13 protein-coding genes are annotated in these 17,040 nt (G+C 67.9%); 2 read left to right on the top strand and 11 right to left on the bottom strand.

The window, feature by feature from the left end; genetic code table 11:
• Nucleotides 1-14: 14 nt before the first annotated feature.
• The 7 genes from CLD20_RS19385 to CLD20_RS19355 form a co-directional block, all read right to left on the bottom strand.
• Nucleotides 15-1,607 (bottom strand): adenylate/guanylate cyclase domain-containing protein, encoded by a 1,593-nt coding sequence (locus tag CLD20_RS19385; RefSeq protein ID WP_224408324.1) that lies wholly within the window; start codon nucleotides 1,605-1,607, stop codon nucleotides 15-17.
• 14 nt (nucleotides 1,608-1,621) lie between these two features.
• Nucleotides 1,622-2,005, bottom strand: coding sequence for a response regulator (locus tag CLD20_RS19380; protein WP_224408323.1), 384 nt, complete (start codon nucleotides 2,003-2,005; stop codon nucleotides 1,622-1,624).
• Nucleotides 2,006-2,028: 23 nt separating this feature from the next.
• Nucleotides 2,029-4,806, bottom strand: a complete 2,778-nt coding sequence (locus CLD20_RS19375; protein ID WP_224408322.1) for a response regulator — start codon at nucleotides 4,804-4,806, stop codon at nucleotides 2,029-2,031.
• The gene (locus tag CLD20_RS19370; RefSeq protein WP_224408321.1) at nucleotides 4,803-5,450 is read right to left on the bottom strand and encodes a DUF3365 domain-containing protein; all 648 of its coding nucleotides are present in this window, start codon (nucleotides 5,448-5,450) and stop codon (nucleotides 4,803-4,805) included. The genes CLD20_RS19375 and CLD20_RS19370 overlap by 4 nt, the downstream gene beginning before the upstream one ends.
• A gap of 216 nt (nucleotides 5,451-5,666) precedes the next feature.
• Nucleotides 5,667-7,064 (bottom strand): ATP-binding protein, encoded by a 1,398-nt coding sequence (locus tag CLD20_RS19365; protein WP_224408320.1) that lies wholly within the window; start codon nucleotides 7,062-7,064, stop codon nucleotides 5,667-5,669.
• Entirely contained in the window at nucleotides 7,061-7,720 is a 660-nt protein-coding gene (locus CLD20_RS19360) for a response regulator transcription factor (RefSeq protein WP_224408319.1), read from the bottom strand. The genes CLD20_RS19365 and CLD20_RS19360 overlap by 4 nt, the downstream gene beginning before the upstream one ends.
• A gap of 86 nt (nucleotides 7,721-7,806) precedes the next feature.
• Nucleotides 7,807-8,307 carry a DUF4405 domain-containing protein gene (locus tag CLD20_RS19355; protein WP_224408318.1) on the bottom strand — a complete coding sequence of 167 codons (501 nt, stop codon included), beginning with the start codon at nucleotides 8,305-8,307 and terminating at the stop codon, nucleotides 7,807-7,809.
• Between the two features lie 306 nt (nucleotides 8,308-8,613).
• Here CLD20_RS19355 and CLD20_RS19350 point away from each other — a divergent pair, with 306 nt between their 5' ends.
• Nucleotides 8,614-9,822, top strand: coding sequence for a pyridoxal phosphate-dependent aminotransferase (locus CLD20_RS19350; protein WP_224408317.1), 1,209 nt, complete (start codon nucleotides 8,614-8,616; stop codon nucleotides 9,820-9,822).
• A 10-nt stretch (nucleotides 9,823-9,832) separates the two neighbouring features.
• Nucleotides 9,833-10,735 (top strand): PhzF family phenazine biosynthesis protein, encoded by a 903-nt coding sequence (locus CLD20_RS19345; RefSeq protein ID WP_224408316.1) that lies wholly within the window; start codon nucleotides 9,833-9,835, stop codon nucleotides 10,733-10,735.
• Between the two features lie 7 nt (nucleotides 10,736-10,742).
• Here CLD20_RS19345 and CLD20_RS19340 read toward each other — a convergent pair whose 3' ends face one another.
• From CLD20_RS19340 to CLD20_RS19325, 4 genes are read right to left on the bottom strand one after another with little or no spacing between them, the layout of a single operon-like run.
• On the bottom strand, nucleotides 10,743-11,903 hold the full coding sequence (locus CLD20_RS19340; RefSeq protein WP_224408315.1) for an NADH:flavin oxidoreductase/NADH oxidase: 1,161 nt from the start codon (nucleotides 11,901-11,903) through the stop codon (nucleotides 10,743-10,745).
• 37 nt (nucleotides 11,904-11,940) lie between these two features.
• Complete coding sequence (locus CLD20_RS19335) at nucleotides 11,941-13,320, bottom strand: hypothetical protein (protein ID WP_224408314.1); 1,380 nt, start codon at nucleotides 13,318-13,320, stop codon at nucleotides 11,941-11,943.
• A 33-nt stretch (nucleotides 13,321-13,353) separates the two neighbouring features.
• Nucleotides 13,354-14,895 carry a hydantoinase B/oxoprolinase family protein gene (locus tag CLD20_RS19330; RefSeq protein ID WP_224408313.1) on the bottom strand — a complete coding sequence of 514 codons (1,542 nt, stop codon included), beginning with the start codon at nucleotides 14,893-14,895 and terminating at the stop codon, nucleotides 13,354-13,356.
• A complete protein-coding gene (locus CLD20_RS19325; protein WP_224408312.1) occupies nucleotides 14,892-16,991 on the bottom strand; it encodes a hydantoinase/oxoprolinase family protein in 2,100 nt (699 codons plus the stop codon). The genes CLD20_RS19330 and CLD20_RS19325 overlap by 4 nt, the downstream gene beginning before the upstream one ends.
• Nucleotides 16,992-17,040 lie beyond the last annotated feature (49 nt).

Raw genomic sequence — 17,040 nt, 5'->3', positions numbered from 1 at the left:
AGGCTCTGCCGCGCTCAGCGCGAGAGGAGGAAGGCGGCCGTGCGGCCCTTGCCCTTCAGCGTGATGAAGCCGCGTTCCTCGAAGCTGAAACGGTGCGCCAGCGCATCGCGCACCTGCGGCGAGACCTGGATGCGGTCCGGCAGGCCGTTCGCCTCCAGCCGGCTTGCGACATTCACCGTGTCGCCCCAGACGTCGTAGATGAATTTGCGGCGGCCGATGACGCCGGCGACCACCGGACCGGAATGGATGCCGATCCTGATCTTCAGCTCCGGGCCGCCGTCGACGTTCAGCCGCTGGAGCGCCTCCAGGATGCCGAGAGCGAATTCGGCCATCGCCTCGGCGTGATCGTGCCGCGGCTCCGGCAGGCCGGCAGCCGCCATATAGGCGTCGCCGATCGTCTTGATCTTCTCGACGCCGAGCTGCGTCGCCAGCAGGTCGAAATCGGAGAAGATGCGGTCGAGCCGGTTGACGAGATGGGCCGGCGTCATGGATGCGGCCACGGGCGTGAAGCCGACGATATCGGCAAAGAGGATGGAGACGGCCTCGAAGCGATCGGCGATGATGGTCTCGCCGTCGTTGAGGCGCTCCACGATCGCCGCCGGCAGAATGTTGCGCAGCAGCCGGTCCGACTTCGCCTTCTCTTCGCTGATCTCGGCGAGATAGGCGCGCTCGCGCTCGCGCCAGCGCTTGCGCTCCAGGCAGGCATTGATGCGGGCGCGCAGGAGGACAAGGTCGCAGGGCTTGGGCAGATAGTCATCCGCCCCCGCCTCGATGCATTTCAGCACCGCGCCGGTCTCGTTTAGGCCGGAGACGACGATCACCGGGATCTGGTACCAGCGCTCGTCCGCCTTCAGCCGCAAGAGAACATCGAGTCCGTTCATGCCGGGCATCAGGAGGTCGAGCAGGATGAGATCGAAGGCCTCACCCTGAAGGATCTCCAGCGCCTCGATTCCAGAGGTGACGGAGACGACGTCGTGCCCGTCCTGGCGGAGGCGGCGGGCGAGGAGGTCGCGGTTCGATTCATTGTCGTCGACGACGAGAACCCGGCCGACCTCGCGCACATCTGCCTGGCTTGACGGCGCCAGCGTGCTGAGGAGCTCGGCCACCACCGCCTCGTCCCTACCGCCATGGGCGGGCACGGGCGTGCTGCCGTCGCGGGTGAGATCGACGATCGTGTCGATGCTGTCGAGAAGGTGGCGTGCCTCGTGGAGGAGCTTGGCGATGTCCGGCAGGAGCTCGATCGCTTCGGGAAACTCGTCGATGTCCTCCACCGCCATCTCGGTGTAGCCGATGATCGCGTTGAGCGGCGTGCGCAGATCGTGCCGGAGCCTCGATTCCTCATCGGCGAGCGCCTGCCCCACCGCGGCAGCCCCCTTCGGCGCGGGGTCGCGCAGACCGTCGACCAGGGCCGACAGCGTCGAGGCGGCCTTCAGAACATTCTCGAAGAAAGGCAGGAGATCGACGACGCCGAGCTTGCGGCATTCCTCCAGAATGATCTCCTGGTAGCCCCTGATGCCGCGGACGGGATTGACGAGGTCTTCCCAGACGAGGGCGAGCCGGGCCCGGCGCTCGAGGTCGGGATCGAGATCGGCAGCCGAACGGTTCACGGGGTCACGTCCCCTCAGGCCCCGGAGGGCGCAGCCCCATCGAGCAGGCGGGTGATCTTTTCCAGCAGACGCGGCAGCTCGATGGGCTTGGTGTCGTAGTCGTCGCAGCCGGCGCCGAGCGCCTCGTCGCGATCGGAATCCATCGCATGGGCCGTCAACGCGATGACGGGAATGCCGGCCGTTGCGGGGTCCGCCTTCAGCCGGCGCGTCGCTTCCCAGCCGTCGAGCACCGGCAGGCTCATATCCATGAGCACGATCTGAGGCCGTTCGGAAGCCGCCTTGGCAAGGCCCTCCGCCCCGTCGACGGCCGTCAGGACCTCGTAGCCCTTTCGCACGAGGCGTCGGGTCAGCATGTCCCGGTTCATCTCGTTGTCCTCGACCAAGAGAATCCTTGCCACCCGCATCTCCGCTACAGCATTCGTTACGGCTGCGAAGGGCCGGATTGAGGCGATGTCTCGCCGTCCGTCCGCCGCGCGGCCTCCACCATCTTCCTCAGCGTCTGCACCAGCGAGGTCCTGTTGTAGGCGCCTTTCTGGAAGACCTCCAGCGTATTACTTTCCAGGACGCGGCGTTCCTCGCGCGTCAGGTCCTTGGACGTGATGATCGCCACCGGCACATCGCAGGTCGTCTTTTCCTGCCGCAAGGCGGCCAGCATCTCGAAGCCGTCCATGCGCGGCATCATCAGGTCGAGAAGGATGACGGCCGGGCGGGCCCGCATCGCCTCCGCAAGGCCAGCCACGCCGTCCGGCGCCTCGCGCACGCTCCATCCCTCGCGCGTCAGCGCCCGGCGCAGCATCTCGCGCGTGCCGGTGTCGTCATCGACGATGAGGACATCGGTGGCATCGGAACCGGCGACGAGCCGGCCGAGAAGCTGCTTCAGTTCCAAAGAATCGACCGGCTTCGTCAGATGCTCGGCAGCGCCGAGGGCAAGGCCCATGTCGCGGTCGCCGAGAACGGTGGCGAGGATCACCGGAATATCGCGCAGCTCCGGATCCTGCTTCAGAGCGCGCAGCACCGTCCAGCCGTCCGGGTCCGGCATGATGATGTCGAGGATGATGGCGATCGGCCTTTCCTCGCGGGCGAGGCGCAGGCCCTCCTTGCCGCCAGCGGCCGTGAGCACCCGGTAGCCCTCGCCCGCAAAGACGTTCGAAAGCGCCTCGCGCGTCGCCGATTCGTCATCGACGATGAGGACGGTGCCGCGCGCGCCCTCTTCCACCGCGCTCGCCCGCTCCTCGGCCGCCACCTCGGCGTTCCTCGGCAGGCAGAGCGTGAAGGTGGAGCCCTTGCCGTATTCCGTCTGAAGGGACACGTCGCCGCCGAGCATACGGCAGAACTGGCGAGTGATCGCGAGACCGAGGCCGGTGCCGCCGTAGTTGCGGGACGTGGAGATGTCGGCCTGCGTAAAGGCCTCGAAAAGCCGGCCCTTCTGCTCCTGCGTCATGCCGATGCCCGTATCGGCGACGGAGAACTCCAGCCAGTCCTCGCCGGCCGGTCCGGCGACGGTGCGGACGCTGAGCGTGATCGTGCCCGCCTCGGTGAACTTGGCGGCATTGCTGAGGAGATTGAAAAGGCTCTGGCGGATCTTCATCTCATCGGAGCGCATGGTGCCCAGATCGGCATCGGCGACGATCTCCAGCACGTTGCCCTTCTTGTCGACCAGAGGCGCGATCGTCGCCTCGACCTCGCCGATCAGCCCCTTCACCTCGAAGGGCTCGATGAGGACGTCCATCCGCCCGGCCTCGATCTTGGCGAAGTCGAGGATGTCGTTGATGAGCCCGAGGAGATGGCGGCCCGCCCCGCCGATCTTTTCCAGGTCCGGCACGAAGGCGTCCTCGCCGAGATCCTGCGCTTCCTCGATCAGCATCTCGCTGTAGCCGATGATGGCGTTGAGCGGCGTCCTCAGCTCGTGGCTCATATTGGCGACGAACTGGCTCTTGGCCTTGTTGGCGGCGTCGGCGAGTTCCTTGGCCTCCTCCAGTTCGCTCTGCCGGTTCTTCAGCTCGGTGATGTCGGCGAAGACGCCAACGGTATGGCCGTCGGCCGTCCGCCGTTCGCTGACGCGCATCCAGCGACCCTCGCCATAGCGCTGCTCGAAAAAGCCTTCGGCGCGGCGATGCCGTTCCAGCCTGTCGCGCAGCCATTCGGAGCGCGGCACGCCGTTGACCTCGGCAATGCCACCGGAAGCGAGCTTTGCCAGCATGTCCTCGAAGCGCTGGCCGCGCTCCACCAGGCCGCTGTACATCTGCCGGTAGCGGCTGTTGGCGATGATCAGGCGGTCGTCTGCATCGAAGACGGCAAAGCCCTCCGAGATCGTCTCGATCGCGGTCTCCATCATCCGTGCCTGCCGCTCCGTCTCCTTCTCCAGACGCGCCCGCTCGGCGATCGAATCGCGGAAGAGCGTGAGGGTGCGTGCCATGGTGCCGATCTCGTCGCGGCCGGCCGGCGGGATGTCGACTTCCGTATCGCCCTCGATCATCCCCGACATCGCCTTGTCGATGCGCCGCAGCGGCGTGACGATCGATCGGAAGACGACCAATGTCAGAAGAATGCCGAGCAGGCCGACGCAGGCGACGATCAACACCGATGAGCGGATGGCCGTGCGGGCCCGCGCCACCGCTATGTCGCGCGCGTTCGAGGAATCGCGATGCAGGTCGCTGGTCAGCTGTTCGAGCCGCCGGTCGACGATGCCGCTGTGCTCGCGCGCCTGAGCGAGCAGCGTGTTGCCGATGACGCGGTTGTCATCGGTGTAGGCGTCGACCGCCCTGGAGGCGATGGCGATATAGGCGTCGGTCTCGCGGCCGATGACCTCGGCCGCATCCGCATCGTAGGCGCCGAGGCGCTCCAGATAGCGCGAGAGCCTCTGACGCGCCTCCCGGGCATTGCGCTCCGACAGGGTGAGCTGGCTGACCGCGAGGTCCGTCATCCAGTAGCGAATGTCGCCGAAGGTCTCGTTCGCCCCGCTGGCCGCCTCCAGCTGCTCGAAATACCTTGTGGCGGCGATGTTGGTCTGGGCGCTGCGGTAGAGCTCACGGATGATCAGGGCGCTGGTCAGCGCGAGCGCGCCCACGAGAAGAAGCGCGACCGCTGCGAGCCGAAACCGGATCGAGGGATGGCGGAGCGCGGCGAAGAAGGAAGGGCGCTCAGCGGGTTCGGTCGCCGCGTTGCCGGACGCCTGGCCGGACTTTTCGGCCAGCGTCATTTGAACAGGATGACACTGATCGCGGCGCCGAGATCGCCTTCGTGCCCGCCCTCCTTCGGATAGCCGGTGATGTCGACTTCGCCAGCAGGCTCGCCATGACAGGAAAGGCAAGAGGGCGCGTAGTATTCCGGCACGAGGATACGGAAGGCCTCCCGGCCGCTTGCCTCGGTCACTTCGCTGAAGGGCGTGCCCTTCGGCCAGTCGGGCCTGGAGAAATCGTCTTCGATGACACTCGTTTCCCAGTCGTCCGGCCGGGCCTTGCGGTTGCGCACGAGGCGCTCCGGCGCCGTCACCTTCACCCGCGCCTCGTTGCCGACCTTCTCGGCGAAGCGCTCGTTGACGAGCCGGGCGAAAACGGCGGGGATGAAGCCCTTGAAGCCGACATCCCTCGCGTTGATGGTCGTCTGGTTCTCGTCCATGACCGCGACGATTGCCTCCATCTGGGCCCGCAGAAGCCTGCCTTCACGGCTCTCCGGATCGGTGCCCCGCGGATCCTCGCCGGTGCGCTCCTGAAGAAGCACGAGCGCCTCCTGCAGCACCTTCTCGCCGCCGAGATCCTTGTCGCCCACCGAAGGGTCGTTGATCAGATCCTGGTTGCGGGAAATCACCGTGCGGGCCGAGCGCAACAGATCGGCCAGGCGCATGGCTGTCGCCGCATCATCGGCTTCGGCCGCCCGGGCGGTCGGCAGCGGCGCGAGCAGAAATCCCACAATGAAAAGGAGGATGAGGGCATATATCGCCGGGCGGGGGAGTGCCGGTCGACTTCCGATCATTGGCCGATTCCTGTCTCAACTCCCGTAGCGGAAGCTATCCTACTCGAAATCGGAAATCGCAGGTAGTTTTTATCGCAATTCTAAAGTCTAGCGCGGCAGGACGAAACGAACCTCAAAGCCGCGCGGCCTTCCCGGCGCGGGCGAGGCGAAGGCGAGATCGCCGCCGGCGCGGCTGGCAATGGTGCGGACGATGGCAAGGCCGAGGCCGCTGCCCTTGCTCTTGTCGCTGGCGCGGACAAAGCGTGTGGCGATCCGCTCCATCTCCTCGGCTGACAGCACGTCGCAATCGTTGGTGACGGTAAGCACCCCTTCGCGCGACAGGGAAATATCGACGCCCGCCTCGGTGTTGCCGTGCCTCAGCGCATTCTCGGCAAGGTTGCGGGCAAGGATGCCGAAGGCGTCGGGCTCAAGGTCGGAAAGCACCGGCTCTGGCGGCATTTCAAGCCGGATGCGGCCGCCATCGCCTATCCTCTCGAAATCACCGATGACGATCTGAAGGATCGGGCGCATGTCGGCGAGCGTGCCGGTGCGCAGGCGCGCACCCTCGGCGCGGGCAAGTTGCATCAGCTTTTCCGACAGCGCGTTGAGGCGCTTCAGCGTCGCCTCGATCTCTCGCGCGCGCCCGGCCGCCTTCTCGTCCTTCGTCTCGGCGCGCAGGCGCTGCGCCTGGGCGATGGCGCCGGCGACCGGCGTGCGCAATTCATGGGCGGCGTTGGCGGCAAAGCTCCTCTCCGCCTCGAAGGCCGCACGCAGCCGTTCCAGAAGCTGGTTCATGCCCTGCACGATAGGCCCGAGCTCGCTCGGCAGGCCGACATCCGCCAGGGGCGCCAGATTCTGCGCACCGCGGCTTGCAAGGTCGGCGCGCAGGCGCCGCACGGGGCTGAGGCTTGTCCGCACGGCAAGGAAGATCGCCGTCAGGCAAAGCGGGATGACGACGAGGAGCGGCAGGCCGAGGGAAAGGAGCATCGCGCGCGCCACCTCGGCGCGATGCGAGAAGGGCTCGGCGACCGCGATCGTCAAACCCTCGCGGCCCCCCCTGTCGTAATACAGGCGATGCGTCGCCGTCTGCCTGAAACCCTCGCGCTCGAAGGGCGGGAAGATGCCGTCTTCGGCGTCGGCCGAGCGCAGGATCGTGTTTCCGGCCGGATCGCGCACGACCCAGGTGAAGAAGTCGGTCGAGCGATGAAGGCGCTCTATTCTTTCTGATGTGCCGGGCCTCTCCGATGTGCCGGGCCGCTCCGATCCGTCGGGCCGGCCAGATCCGTCCGGCCTCTCCGGCCGTTCGCCGTGGCCGTGTTCCCGCCGGGCATGGATCGCCAGCGGCAGGATGCGCTGCGCGGCGTCTTCCAGTGCGGAATCGAAGATTGCGTCCATCTCCCGGCGCAGCTCGTTCGCCGTGAAACCCGCCACCAGGAGCCACAGCACGGTGACGGCGAGGCCGGCCGCGAGCGCCAGGCGAAGCTGCAGCGAGCGCGGGCCCTTCACGAGCGCTTCAGCCGGTAGCCGAGCCCGCGCTCGGTCTCGATGACGCTCCGCCCGAGCTTCTTTCGGAGGCGGCTGACATGCGCCTCGATGGCGTTGCTTTCCACGCACTCGTCGAAGGAGTAGAGCCGCTCCTCCAGCTGGGCCTTAGAGAGAAGCTGACCGGGGCGCTGCACGAAGGTCTCGAAGAGCGCCCATTCGCGCGCCGTCAGCGACACGGCCGTGCCGGCGCGACTGACCGTGCGGGCGGCCAGATCGATCTCCAGCTCGCCGATGGTGACGACAGGGTTGGGATTGCCCGCATACCGGCGTGCGACCGAGCCGATCCGCGCCGACAGCTCGTCCAGGTCGAAAGGCTTGACGAGGTAGTCGTCGGCGCCGGCCTTGAGACCCTCGATCCGGTCGGAGACCTGATCGAGAGCCGTCAGGATCATGACCGGCGTCGTGGCGCCGCCTGCGCGCAGCCGCTTCAGGAAGGGGACGCCGCGGCCATCGGGCAGCATGAGGTCGAGGAGGATGAGGTCGAAGATGCCGGCGGCCAGCGTGTCGTGCGCCGCGTCGAGCCGCGTCACCCAGTCGACGGAATGACCGTCGGCGCTGATCTGGTCGCGCACCGCCGCGCCCAGAACCGTGTCATCCTCGATCAGAAGGACGCGCATCGTGCCTCGCCTTTCATGCTCGTTCCGCCTTATCCCTCTGCCTGCCTGACGGGAAGGCGACAGGTTCCGCCTCCTTCAGGCAACGATCAACTCGCCGGCTTCAGAAGGGCGCCGATCGCCTGCATCTCGTTCGCGCCGCTCTGCGCTATCGCCTCGGCGATTGACTGGTCGGTGTCCGCAAGCTCCACGCCCGCGGCGCGCAGCCTTGCCGCGACATCCTCGCCCGTCGTGCCGAGCAGCGGGGCGAGGGCCTGCGCCGAGTTCGTCAGGATCTGATGCGAGAAGGCGAAAGGAGGCGGGCCGCCGCGCGTCGGGGTGGCGGTGGGAATGAAGAAGGGCAGCGAGACGAGGAGCGAGAGGACGAGCGCGATCGCCATCGGCGCGCGCTTGAAGTAGTTCGTCAGCGGGCGCCAGTTCTTCCAGATGTGCAAGGCGAAGGGGATGATGAGCACCATGCTCAGCCATTCGTGCATGCCATGGAAGCCCCTCGGACCGACATGGAAGAAGAGGGCGATGCCCGAGATGAGGGAGACGATGAAGAGACCGGTGATGAACGGTGTGGCGTAACGGCCAAGAAGCGCTGGCATCAAAAACTCCTGGGATGGGTGGTCCCGAAACGGGGCCTTCTGTGATGGCGCCGCCTGCGAATTTTTAGCCCGGCGGCATCCGTTCGTGTCGGATACGCCCCTTGCCTTACGGCCACCTGACGAAGGCGGTAAGGAACCGATCTGCCTGCGGCGGCTGGAGCCGAAGGCTTGCCCGTGGCAGGTTCGCGCCCTGGCGAGGGTCCACCGTCTTCGCATGACCCGCCATGCCGACCGCAACCGGCTGGACGCTGCGGCGAAGTCTCGGTAGACATTTGTATACATTCGTACTCCAACTACGTTGCCCCCATGAGCCAGCCCGCCTTTTCCGACCGCGTCCAGCGGATCAAGCCCTCGCCCAGCACCGCCGCCGCGGCACTCGCCCGCCAGCTCAAGGCGGAGGGACGCGACATCCTCAGCCTGACGACCGGCGAGCCCGATTTTCCCACTCCCCCGCATATCGTGGAGGCCGCCGCCGAGGCGATGCGACGCGGCGAGACGCGCTACACCAATGTCGGCGGCACCGATGCGCTGAAGGCGGCGGTTATCGAGAAGTTCAGCGCCGAGAACGGGCTCGCCTACGAGCCCGCCGAGGTGATGGCCTCCACCGGGGCCAAGCAGATCATCTTCAACGCGCTGATGGCGACGGTGAACGAGGGCGACGAGGTGATCGTGCCCTCCCCCTGCTGGGTCTCCTATCCGGACATGGCGATGCTCGCCGGCGGCGAGCCGGTGATCGCCGAGACCCGCGCCGAGGACGGGTTCCTGCTGACGGCCGAAGCGCTGGAGCGGCTGATCACGCCGAAAACGCGCTGGCTCGTGCTCAACTCTCCCTCCAATCCTTCCGGCGCAGTCTATGACGCCGCGGCGTTCCAGGCGCTCGGCGAGGTGCTCGCCCGCCACCCGCGCATCGGCGTGATGAGCGACGACATCTACGAGCACATCATCTATGACGGCCGCCGCTTCACCGCCTTCGCGGCCGCCTGCCCGGAACTGAAGGACCGGACGCTGACGGTGAACGGCGTCTCCAAGGCCTATGCGATGACCGGCTGGCGGCTCGGCTTCTGCGGCGGGCCTGCGCCGCTCATCAAGGAGATGGCGAAGCTGCAGTCGCAGAGCACCTCCAATCCGAGCGCCATCGGCCAGGCGGGTGCGATCGCGGCGCTCACGGGCCCCAAGGATTTCCTCGCCGAGATGGTGGGCGCCTTCGCCCGCCGCCGCGACCTGATCTGCGGGCGGCTGGAAGCCATCGAGGGCCTTTCCTGCACCAGCCCTGCAGGCGCCTTCTACGCCTTCCCCTCCTGCGCCGGGCTGATCGGCCGGAAGACGCCGGAGCGCAAAGTGCTGGAAAGCGACTGGGACGTGGTGCGCTACCTTCTCGACAGCGTCGGCGTCGCCACCGTCCACGGCGCGGCCTTCTGCGCCTCCCCCTATTTCCGCATCTCCTTCGCCACCGCCGACGAGGTGCTGGAGGAGGCCGGCGAGCGGATCGCCCGGGCCTGCGACGCGCTCAGCTGAGGAGAACGCCATGCCCGCGCGCTATTATGTTCTCGACGTCTTCACCGACACGGCGCTGGAGGGAAACCCGCTCGCCGCCGTTGTCGACAGCGAAGGCCTTTCGGATGCGGCCATGCAGAAGATCGCGGCCGAGTTCAATCTCTCCGAGACGATCTTCCTGGAGCCGGCGAAAGAGGCCGGCAACCGCGCCCGCATCCGCATCTTCACGCGCACGCTGGAACTGCCCTTTGCCGGCCATCCGACCGTCGGGGCGGCGGCGCTGATCGCCTTTCTCGACGGCGCCGGAAGCGAGGAAGCGCACTTCAGCCTGGAAGAAACCGTCGGCACTCTGCCCTGCCGCGCGCAAATGCTCTCGGAGCTTTCGGCCGCCGCCACCTTTGGGCTACCCCGCCTTCCGGAAGTGGAGCCCGCCCATGGCAGCCGCGAGGCGCTGGCGGCGGCGCTGTCGCTTGAGGCCTCCGACATCGGCTTCGGCGAACACGCGCCGCTTGAGATGTCGGCCGGCACGCCCTTTACCGCCGTCCCGCTCGCCGACATGGCCACGCTGGCGCGGGCCGCGCCGAGGCCGGATGTGTGGGTGGAAGCCTTCGGCGACGGCAGCCATGCGGCCGCCTTCCTCTATACGGCGCGCGGCGAAGGCTCGGACGCGGCCTACCGCTCGCGCGTCTTCGCCCCCAACCAGGGGATCCGCGAGGATCCGGCGACGGGCTCGGCCGCCGCGGCCTTCATCGGCGCGATGGCGCATTTCGAGAAACCGGAAGACGGCAGCCACCGCCGCGTCGTGGAACAGGGTTTCGAAATGGGACGGCCGAGCCGCCTCGTGGCGGAATTCACCACGAAGGGCGGCCAGGTCACGCAAGCCAGCATCGGAGGCGACGTCGCCATCGTCGCGCGCGGCGAGCTTCTGCTCTAGCCTTTCCTCAGGCGGCGCTCCCGGCCGCCTCCCTGGAAGCGGCGCGGATATCCTCGCGCCGACGCAGCCACCAGGAATAGGAGTGCGGCAGGAGATCGAAGGCGTTTTCGAGCCCCAACTCCTGTGCCGCCCGGAACGGCCAGTTCGGATCGGCAAGGAGTTCGCGCGCGAGCGCGATAAGGTCGGCCTTGCCTTCCTGCAGGATCGCCTCCGCATGCTGCGGCTCGGTGATCAGGCCGACGGCCTGGGTGAGGATGCCCGCCTCTTTCTTCACGGCCTCGGCGAAGGGCACCTGGTAGCCCGGCACGCGCGGCACGATCGACATCGTCAAGGGCCCTGAAATGCCGCCGGAGGAGCAGTCGACCACATCGACGCCGCGCTCCTTGAGCTCCTTTGCGAGCACCACCGTGTCGTCGAGGTCCCAGTGCCCGCCCTGGCCATCGATGGCGGAGACGCGGAAGAAGAGCGGCTTGTCGTCCGGCCAGGCCGCGCGCACCGTTTCGACGATCTCCAGCGCCAGACGCATGCGTCCCGCCCTGTCGCCGCCATAGCCATCCTTGCGATGGTTGGTGATCGGGGAGAGGAACTGCTGGATGAGGTAGCCGTGTGCGCCGTGCACCTCGCATATCTCGAAGCCCGCATCGGCGGATCTGAGGGCCGCCTCGCGCCATGAGGCGAGGAGCTCGGCGATGTCGGCCTCGTCCATCTCGTGCGGCACCATCGCCTTCTCGGAGGTCGGGATCGGGCTCGGCGCCAGCCCCGGCCAGCCGGGGCGGCCGGCGAGCGCGTCCTTCTCGTCGAGCGGGGCGAAGCCCTCCCAGGGCGGACGGCAGCCGGCCTTGCGGCCGGAATGGCCGAGCTGGATCGCCGGCACGGCCTTCTGCTCCTTGAGGAACTCGTTGATGCGGCGGTAGGCCGGCACATGCGCGTCGGAATAGATGCCGGCGCAGCCATAGGTCTTGCGCCCGCGGGCCTCCACGGAGGTTTCCTCGCCGAAGACGATGCCGGCGCCGCCCATGGCGAACTTGCCGAGATGGACGAGGTGCCAGTCCGACGGGCCGCCTTCGACGGAGGCGTACTGGCACATGGGCGAGACGACGATGCGGTTGCGCATCGTCACGCCACGGATGGTGAGCGGCTGAAAGAGAAGAGGCGTGTCGGCGGTCATTGCATGGCCTTGACGGGTTGGCCGGTGGGGCGGGCGCTCAGAGCGCCATGACCGCCACGACGGCGCAGGCATAGGCGAGGGCGAAGAAGGTGAAGGGGCGGTTCCATTGCCGGGTGATGACTTCCGGCCGCGTTGCGAGCGCATTGGCGAGCACCACCGCGCCGGTGGTGAAGGGCGAGACACCGTAGGCGACGGCCCAGCCGGAGGCGAGCGCGAAGGCGAGCGTCAGCGGCTCGAAATGGCCGGCCGGGATCGCCGCGAAGCCGCCGCCGATCAGCGATGCGGCCACCAGCGGGTTGAGGCCGAAGGCGGAGAAAAGCGGCACGAGAAGGGTGACGGTGAGGTAGAGGACCAGCTGATAGTCGGCGAGCGGCGGCACGACCGCCTCCATCCAGGCCTGCGGAATGAGAGCCGAGATGGCGATGCCGAGAAAGCCCGCCGCGCCGAGCGTCACGAGTTCGGGCGCGGCGCCCGCAAGCTCCCTGCCGACATAGGCGCGCAGGCCCGTCCCGACGACCTGCGCCGGGTTCTCGCCATGGCGGTACGCCTGCACCAGCATCCAGGCCGTCGCCACGAAGGGCGCGGCGAGCGCCACCGAACTCGTCAGGCTGTAGCCGCCGCTCGCATGCAGGGCGAGGATGAGCGCCACCATCAGCGCGATGATGCCGAGGATATAGGCGAGCGCCCCGGGCTGGAGCTTCTCGCCGCTCCTGGCCGGCGCCGGCAGCTTGCGGTGCTCCCAGGAGCTGAACAGCCAGGAAAGCAGGATCAGCGAGAAGGCCATCGCAGAGGTGCGCAGCGCCAGTTCCTCCCAGGAAATCCCCGGCACGACGGAGGTGATGACCGCCTGCGCGGCCGTCGTCGGCGCCCAGAGCATGGTGACGCCGAAGCCGCGATTGACCGCAAGCGCCATGTCCTTCTTGTCGGCCGGCGGGGCGTTGCTGCCAGCCACAAGCGGGGCCATCAGTCCGAAGACGCCGACATTCAGGAGGATGCCGGTGAAGTGGGAAGCAAGCGCCAGGCCGAGATGGCGCACCGAGCGCTTCTGTTCGGCGACGGCCCGCGAGATGCCGGCCAGCGAGCGCGAGCGCATGGCCGCAAGGCGCAGCCAGACGAGCGCCGCCAGAAGCACCGCGAGCGCCACGCTCTGGGTCAGCGCATGCCAGAGTTCCGTTTCCTTGCCCTGTGCGAAGAGGGCGATGCCGGCCAGCGTGCAAAGCGCCAGGAAGACGAGCTGCTGACGCCTGAGGAAGGGCAGCATCAGCGGCAGGGCCACCAGATAGGCGGCAACCGCCCCCGTCCCCGGCCCGCCGCGGGTCAGCGTCTCGGCGAGCGCCAAGAGCAGCGTCGCAAAGAGGCAGAGCCCGGCGAAAAGCGCCTGTCTCGGCCGAAAGGGCCTCTGCGCCGATGGCGCCACGCCGAACTCCCACTTTGTGGAAAAGACCGAGGATCACGCCTCGCCGAAGCCGCCGCCGCCGGCCGTTTCCATCACGACCTTGTCGCCGGCCTTCAGCTGCCAGTGCCGGGCCGGGTCTATCGGCTCACCGTTCAGCGTCAAGGCGCCGATCTCGCCAGGCGCACCGCCATGCAGGCCGGGCGAGGCCGCCTTGATGCGGGTCATCAGGAAGGAGACGGTCGCCGGCTCCTCGCCGCAGAACTCGAAGGCGAAGGAGAGGCCGTCGCCGCCGTTGAACCTGCCCTTGCCGCCGCTGCCGCGCCGGACCTTGCGGTAGAGAACGCTGATCGGGGCCTCCGATTCCATCACCTCGATCGGCGTGTTGCCGAGATTGGCCGGGAAGCTCAGCGTCGACTGACCGTGCCGCTTGGCCGTGGCGCCCTGCCCGGCGTTGAGGAAGTTCACCGAGGCGTAGCGCCGGCCGGCATGCTTTCCGGAGATGGTGAAGGAGGAGTTGGCCGAGCCCGGCGCCTGCACCTTTTCCGGCAAGAGGTCGGCGAGCGCGCCCATGAAAGCCACCGGCAGGAGGTGGCCGATCATGCCGCGCGCGCCGCTCGCCGCCGGATAGCTCGGATTGAGGATGGTGCCCTCAGGGGCGGAGGTGGAGACCGGCAGGAAGCTCCCCTCGTTGTTCGGCGTGTCGGGTGAGAGCAGCGCCTTCACGCCGAAGGCCGTGTAGGAAAAGGTGTAGATCGGCACGACGTTGACGGAGCGCGGCAGCTGCGGCGAGGAGCCGGTGTAGTCGATGTGGACGCTGTCGCCTTTGATCGTCACATGGTTCTGGATGACGATGCGTTCCTCGAAGCCGTCATGCTCCAGCCGGTAGCGGTATTCGCCGTCCGGCAGGGCGCCGATGGCCGCGCGCATCGCCGCCTCCGACCGGGTCCTGATCTCGTGGCCGAGCTCGTCGAGATCGACGCGCGATTCCTCCAGAAGCTCGCCGAGGCGCGCCTCCAGCATGCGGCAGGCGGAAACCTCGCCCCACACGTCGCCCATGGTCTGCTCGGGCACGCGCACATTCTGGCGGATGAACTCCACCACCGCCTCGTTCGGCTCGCCGCCCGCGACGAGCTTCAGCATCGGGATCTGCAGGCCCTCCTCGAAGATCTCGCGGATGCCGGAATTGCGCAGCTGGCCGCCGATATCGGGCATGTGGCTGGTGACGGCCGCGAAGGCGACGAGCTCGCCGTGGCGGAAGATCGGCATGGCGATGCTGATGTCGTGGATGTGGCCGGTGCCGCGCCAGGGATCGTTGGTGATGAGGACGTCGCCCGGCTTCAGCGTCTCGGCCGGAAAGCGCTTCAGGAAGTGCTTCACGGTCGCCGGCAGCGTGCCGATGAAGGAGGGGATGCTCATCGAGGACTGGGCGAGCGAGCGTCCCTTCGCGTCGGTCAGCACCACGGCGAAGTCGTTCGCCTCGCGCACCAGGGTGGAGAAAGAGGTGCGCACGTAGGCGGCGGCGGCCTCGTCGACGGCGCTGACGAGGCGCGTCCAGAGGATTTCCAGGGTGACGGGATCGATGGCGTTGCGTGTCACGACGTTTCTCCGAGCACGACCTTCACGGTGAGGTCCGGCAGGATTTCCACCCGCCCGTCGGCGGGCACGATCAGGGTCGATTCCCGTTCTTCCAGAACGAGCGGGGCCTTCAGCACCATGCCCGGCGGCAGGGCGTAGCGCTCCCAGACGTCGACTTCCTCGTAGCGCTGGCGCACGGGAATGTAGATCTCGCGCCGCTTCGGTTCGGGGGCCTTGTCGGCCGCATCGGCCGCCCAGGTGAAGCGGCGGCTCTCGACGCCCGATTTGCCGGTGAGGCGCCAGGTGACGGTCTGCAGTTGCGCATTCGGCACGGTGGTGCCGTAAAGGTCGCGGTAGCTCGCCTCAAAGCCCTCCTCAAGGGCCGGAGCGAGGCTCTCATCGACCTTGCCGTAGGGCACCGTGACGTTGAGGGTGGAGCCTTGGCCGGCATAGCGCATCTCGACCGTGAGAACCCAGTCGACGGCACCCGCGTCGGCGCCGGCTTCGTTGAGCTCGGCGGTTGCGTCCCGGTGAAGGCCGGAGAGGACGGAATGGGCCTCGTTCCAGTCGAGTGCGGCGAGCAGCGAGGGCTTCGACCAGGAGCGGTCGACGCGCGCCGGAGCCGCCAGAAGCCCGAGGCAGGAGCCGGCGCCGGCGGCGATCGGGCAGAGCAGCGTCGAGATGCCGAGGCGCCGGGCGACTTCGACCGCATGAACGGGGCCGGCGCCGCCCGTCGCCACCAGCGTGAAGGCGCGCGGATCGTGGCCCTTCTCGGCGATGTGAACGCGCGCGGCGGCGGCCATGTTCTCGTTGACGATGGTGGCGATGCCCGCGGCCGTGCGCGTCGCGTCGAGGCCGATCGGCGCGCCGAGATCGGCGAGCGCCTTCTCGGCCAGCCCCTTGTCGAGGTGCATCTCGCCGCCGAGGAAATTATCGGGATCGAGATAGCCGAGGACGAGGTCGGCGTCGGTCACGGTCGGCTTCTCCCCGCCGCGGCCATAGCAGGCGGGCCCCGGCTCGGAGCCGGCGCTCTGCGGGCCGACCTTCAGAAGGCCGAGATTGTCCACGGAAGCGAGGCTGCCGCCGCCTGCGCCGATCTCGATGAGATCGATGCTGGGGATCATGATCGGCAGGCCGGAGCCGCGCTTGAAGCGGCGCACACGGGCCGCCTCGAAGGCGTGGGCGACGGCCGGCGCGCCGTCGACGGCGACGCAGGCCTTGGCCGTGGTGCCCCCCATGTCGAAGGCCAGCACATGGCTCACCTCGCCGAGGAGGCCCGCATTGACGGCGCTCAGAACGCCCGCGGCCGGGCCCGATTCCAGGAGCAGGATCGGCGTCTCGGCCGCCGCGTCGGCGGAGGTAAAGCCGCCGCTCGACAGCATGATCCGGAGGCTGCCGGCGATACCGGCTTCCTGCATGCGCTTCGACAGCATGACGAGGTAGGTCTCGACCAGCGGCTGGACATAGGCGTTGGCGGCGGTCGTCGACATGCGCTCGTATTCGCGGATCTCGCGCGCCACGGCAGATGAGATGGAAACCGAGACGTTCGGCAGCGCCTTCTTCAGCGCATCGCGCACGCGGCTTTCATGGGCGTCATTGACGTGGCCGTGGAGGAGGCAGACGGCGACGGAAGAAAGCCCCTTCGCCTTCACCTGCTCGACCAGCTCGGCCAGCGCCTCCTCGGCGAGGGGGCGCAGCACCTCGCCGGCGGCGCCGAGGCGCTCGTCGATCTCGAAGCGATCTTCGGCGCCCACCAGCGGCTCGGGCAGTTCCAGGTCGAGGTCGTAGAGGTCGTAACGAACCTCGCGGCGGATATCGAGCGTGTCGGCGGTGCCGCTGGTGACGACGAGGCCGGTCGGAACGCCCTTCCTCTCGATCAGCGTGTTGGTGACGAGCGTGGTGCCGTGAACGACATCGGCCACGCGTCCGGCGGCTTGCGGATCGCCGATCCGCGCCAGAAGCTGATCGACGACCGCGGAAACCGCCTCGCCCGGATCATCCGGGGTGGTCAGCGTCTTGCCGACCCATATCCGGCCGCTTTCGACATCTTCTGCGACGCCGTCGGTGAAGGTGCCGCCGATATCGACGGCGATCCTGAGCGCATGAGTGCTCGACATTTCGACTTCAAACCTCGTGGAACGCATGTCTTTTCAAGGGGGAAGTGCC

Origin of the sequence: Afifella sp. IM 167 (genome assembly GCF_020144925.1) — a bacterium.
GTDB lineage: Bacteria > Pseudomonadota > Alphaproteobacteria > Rhizobiales > Afifellaceae > Afifella.
This window is presented reverse-complemented; position numbering and strand designations above follow the sequence as displayed.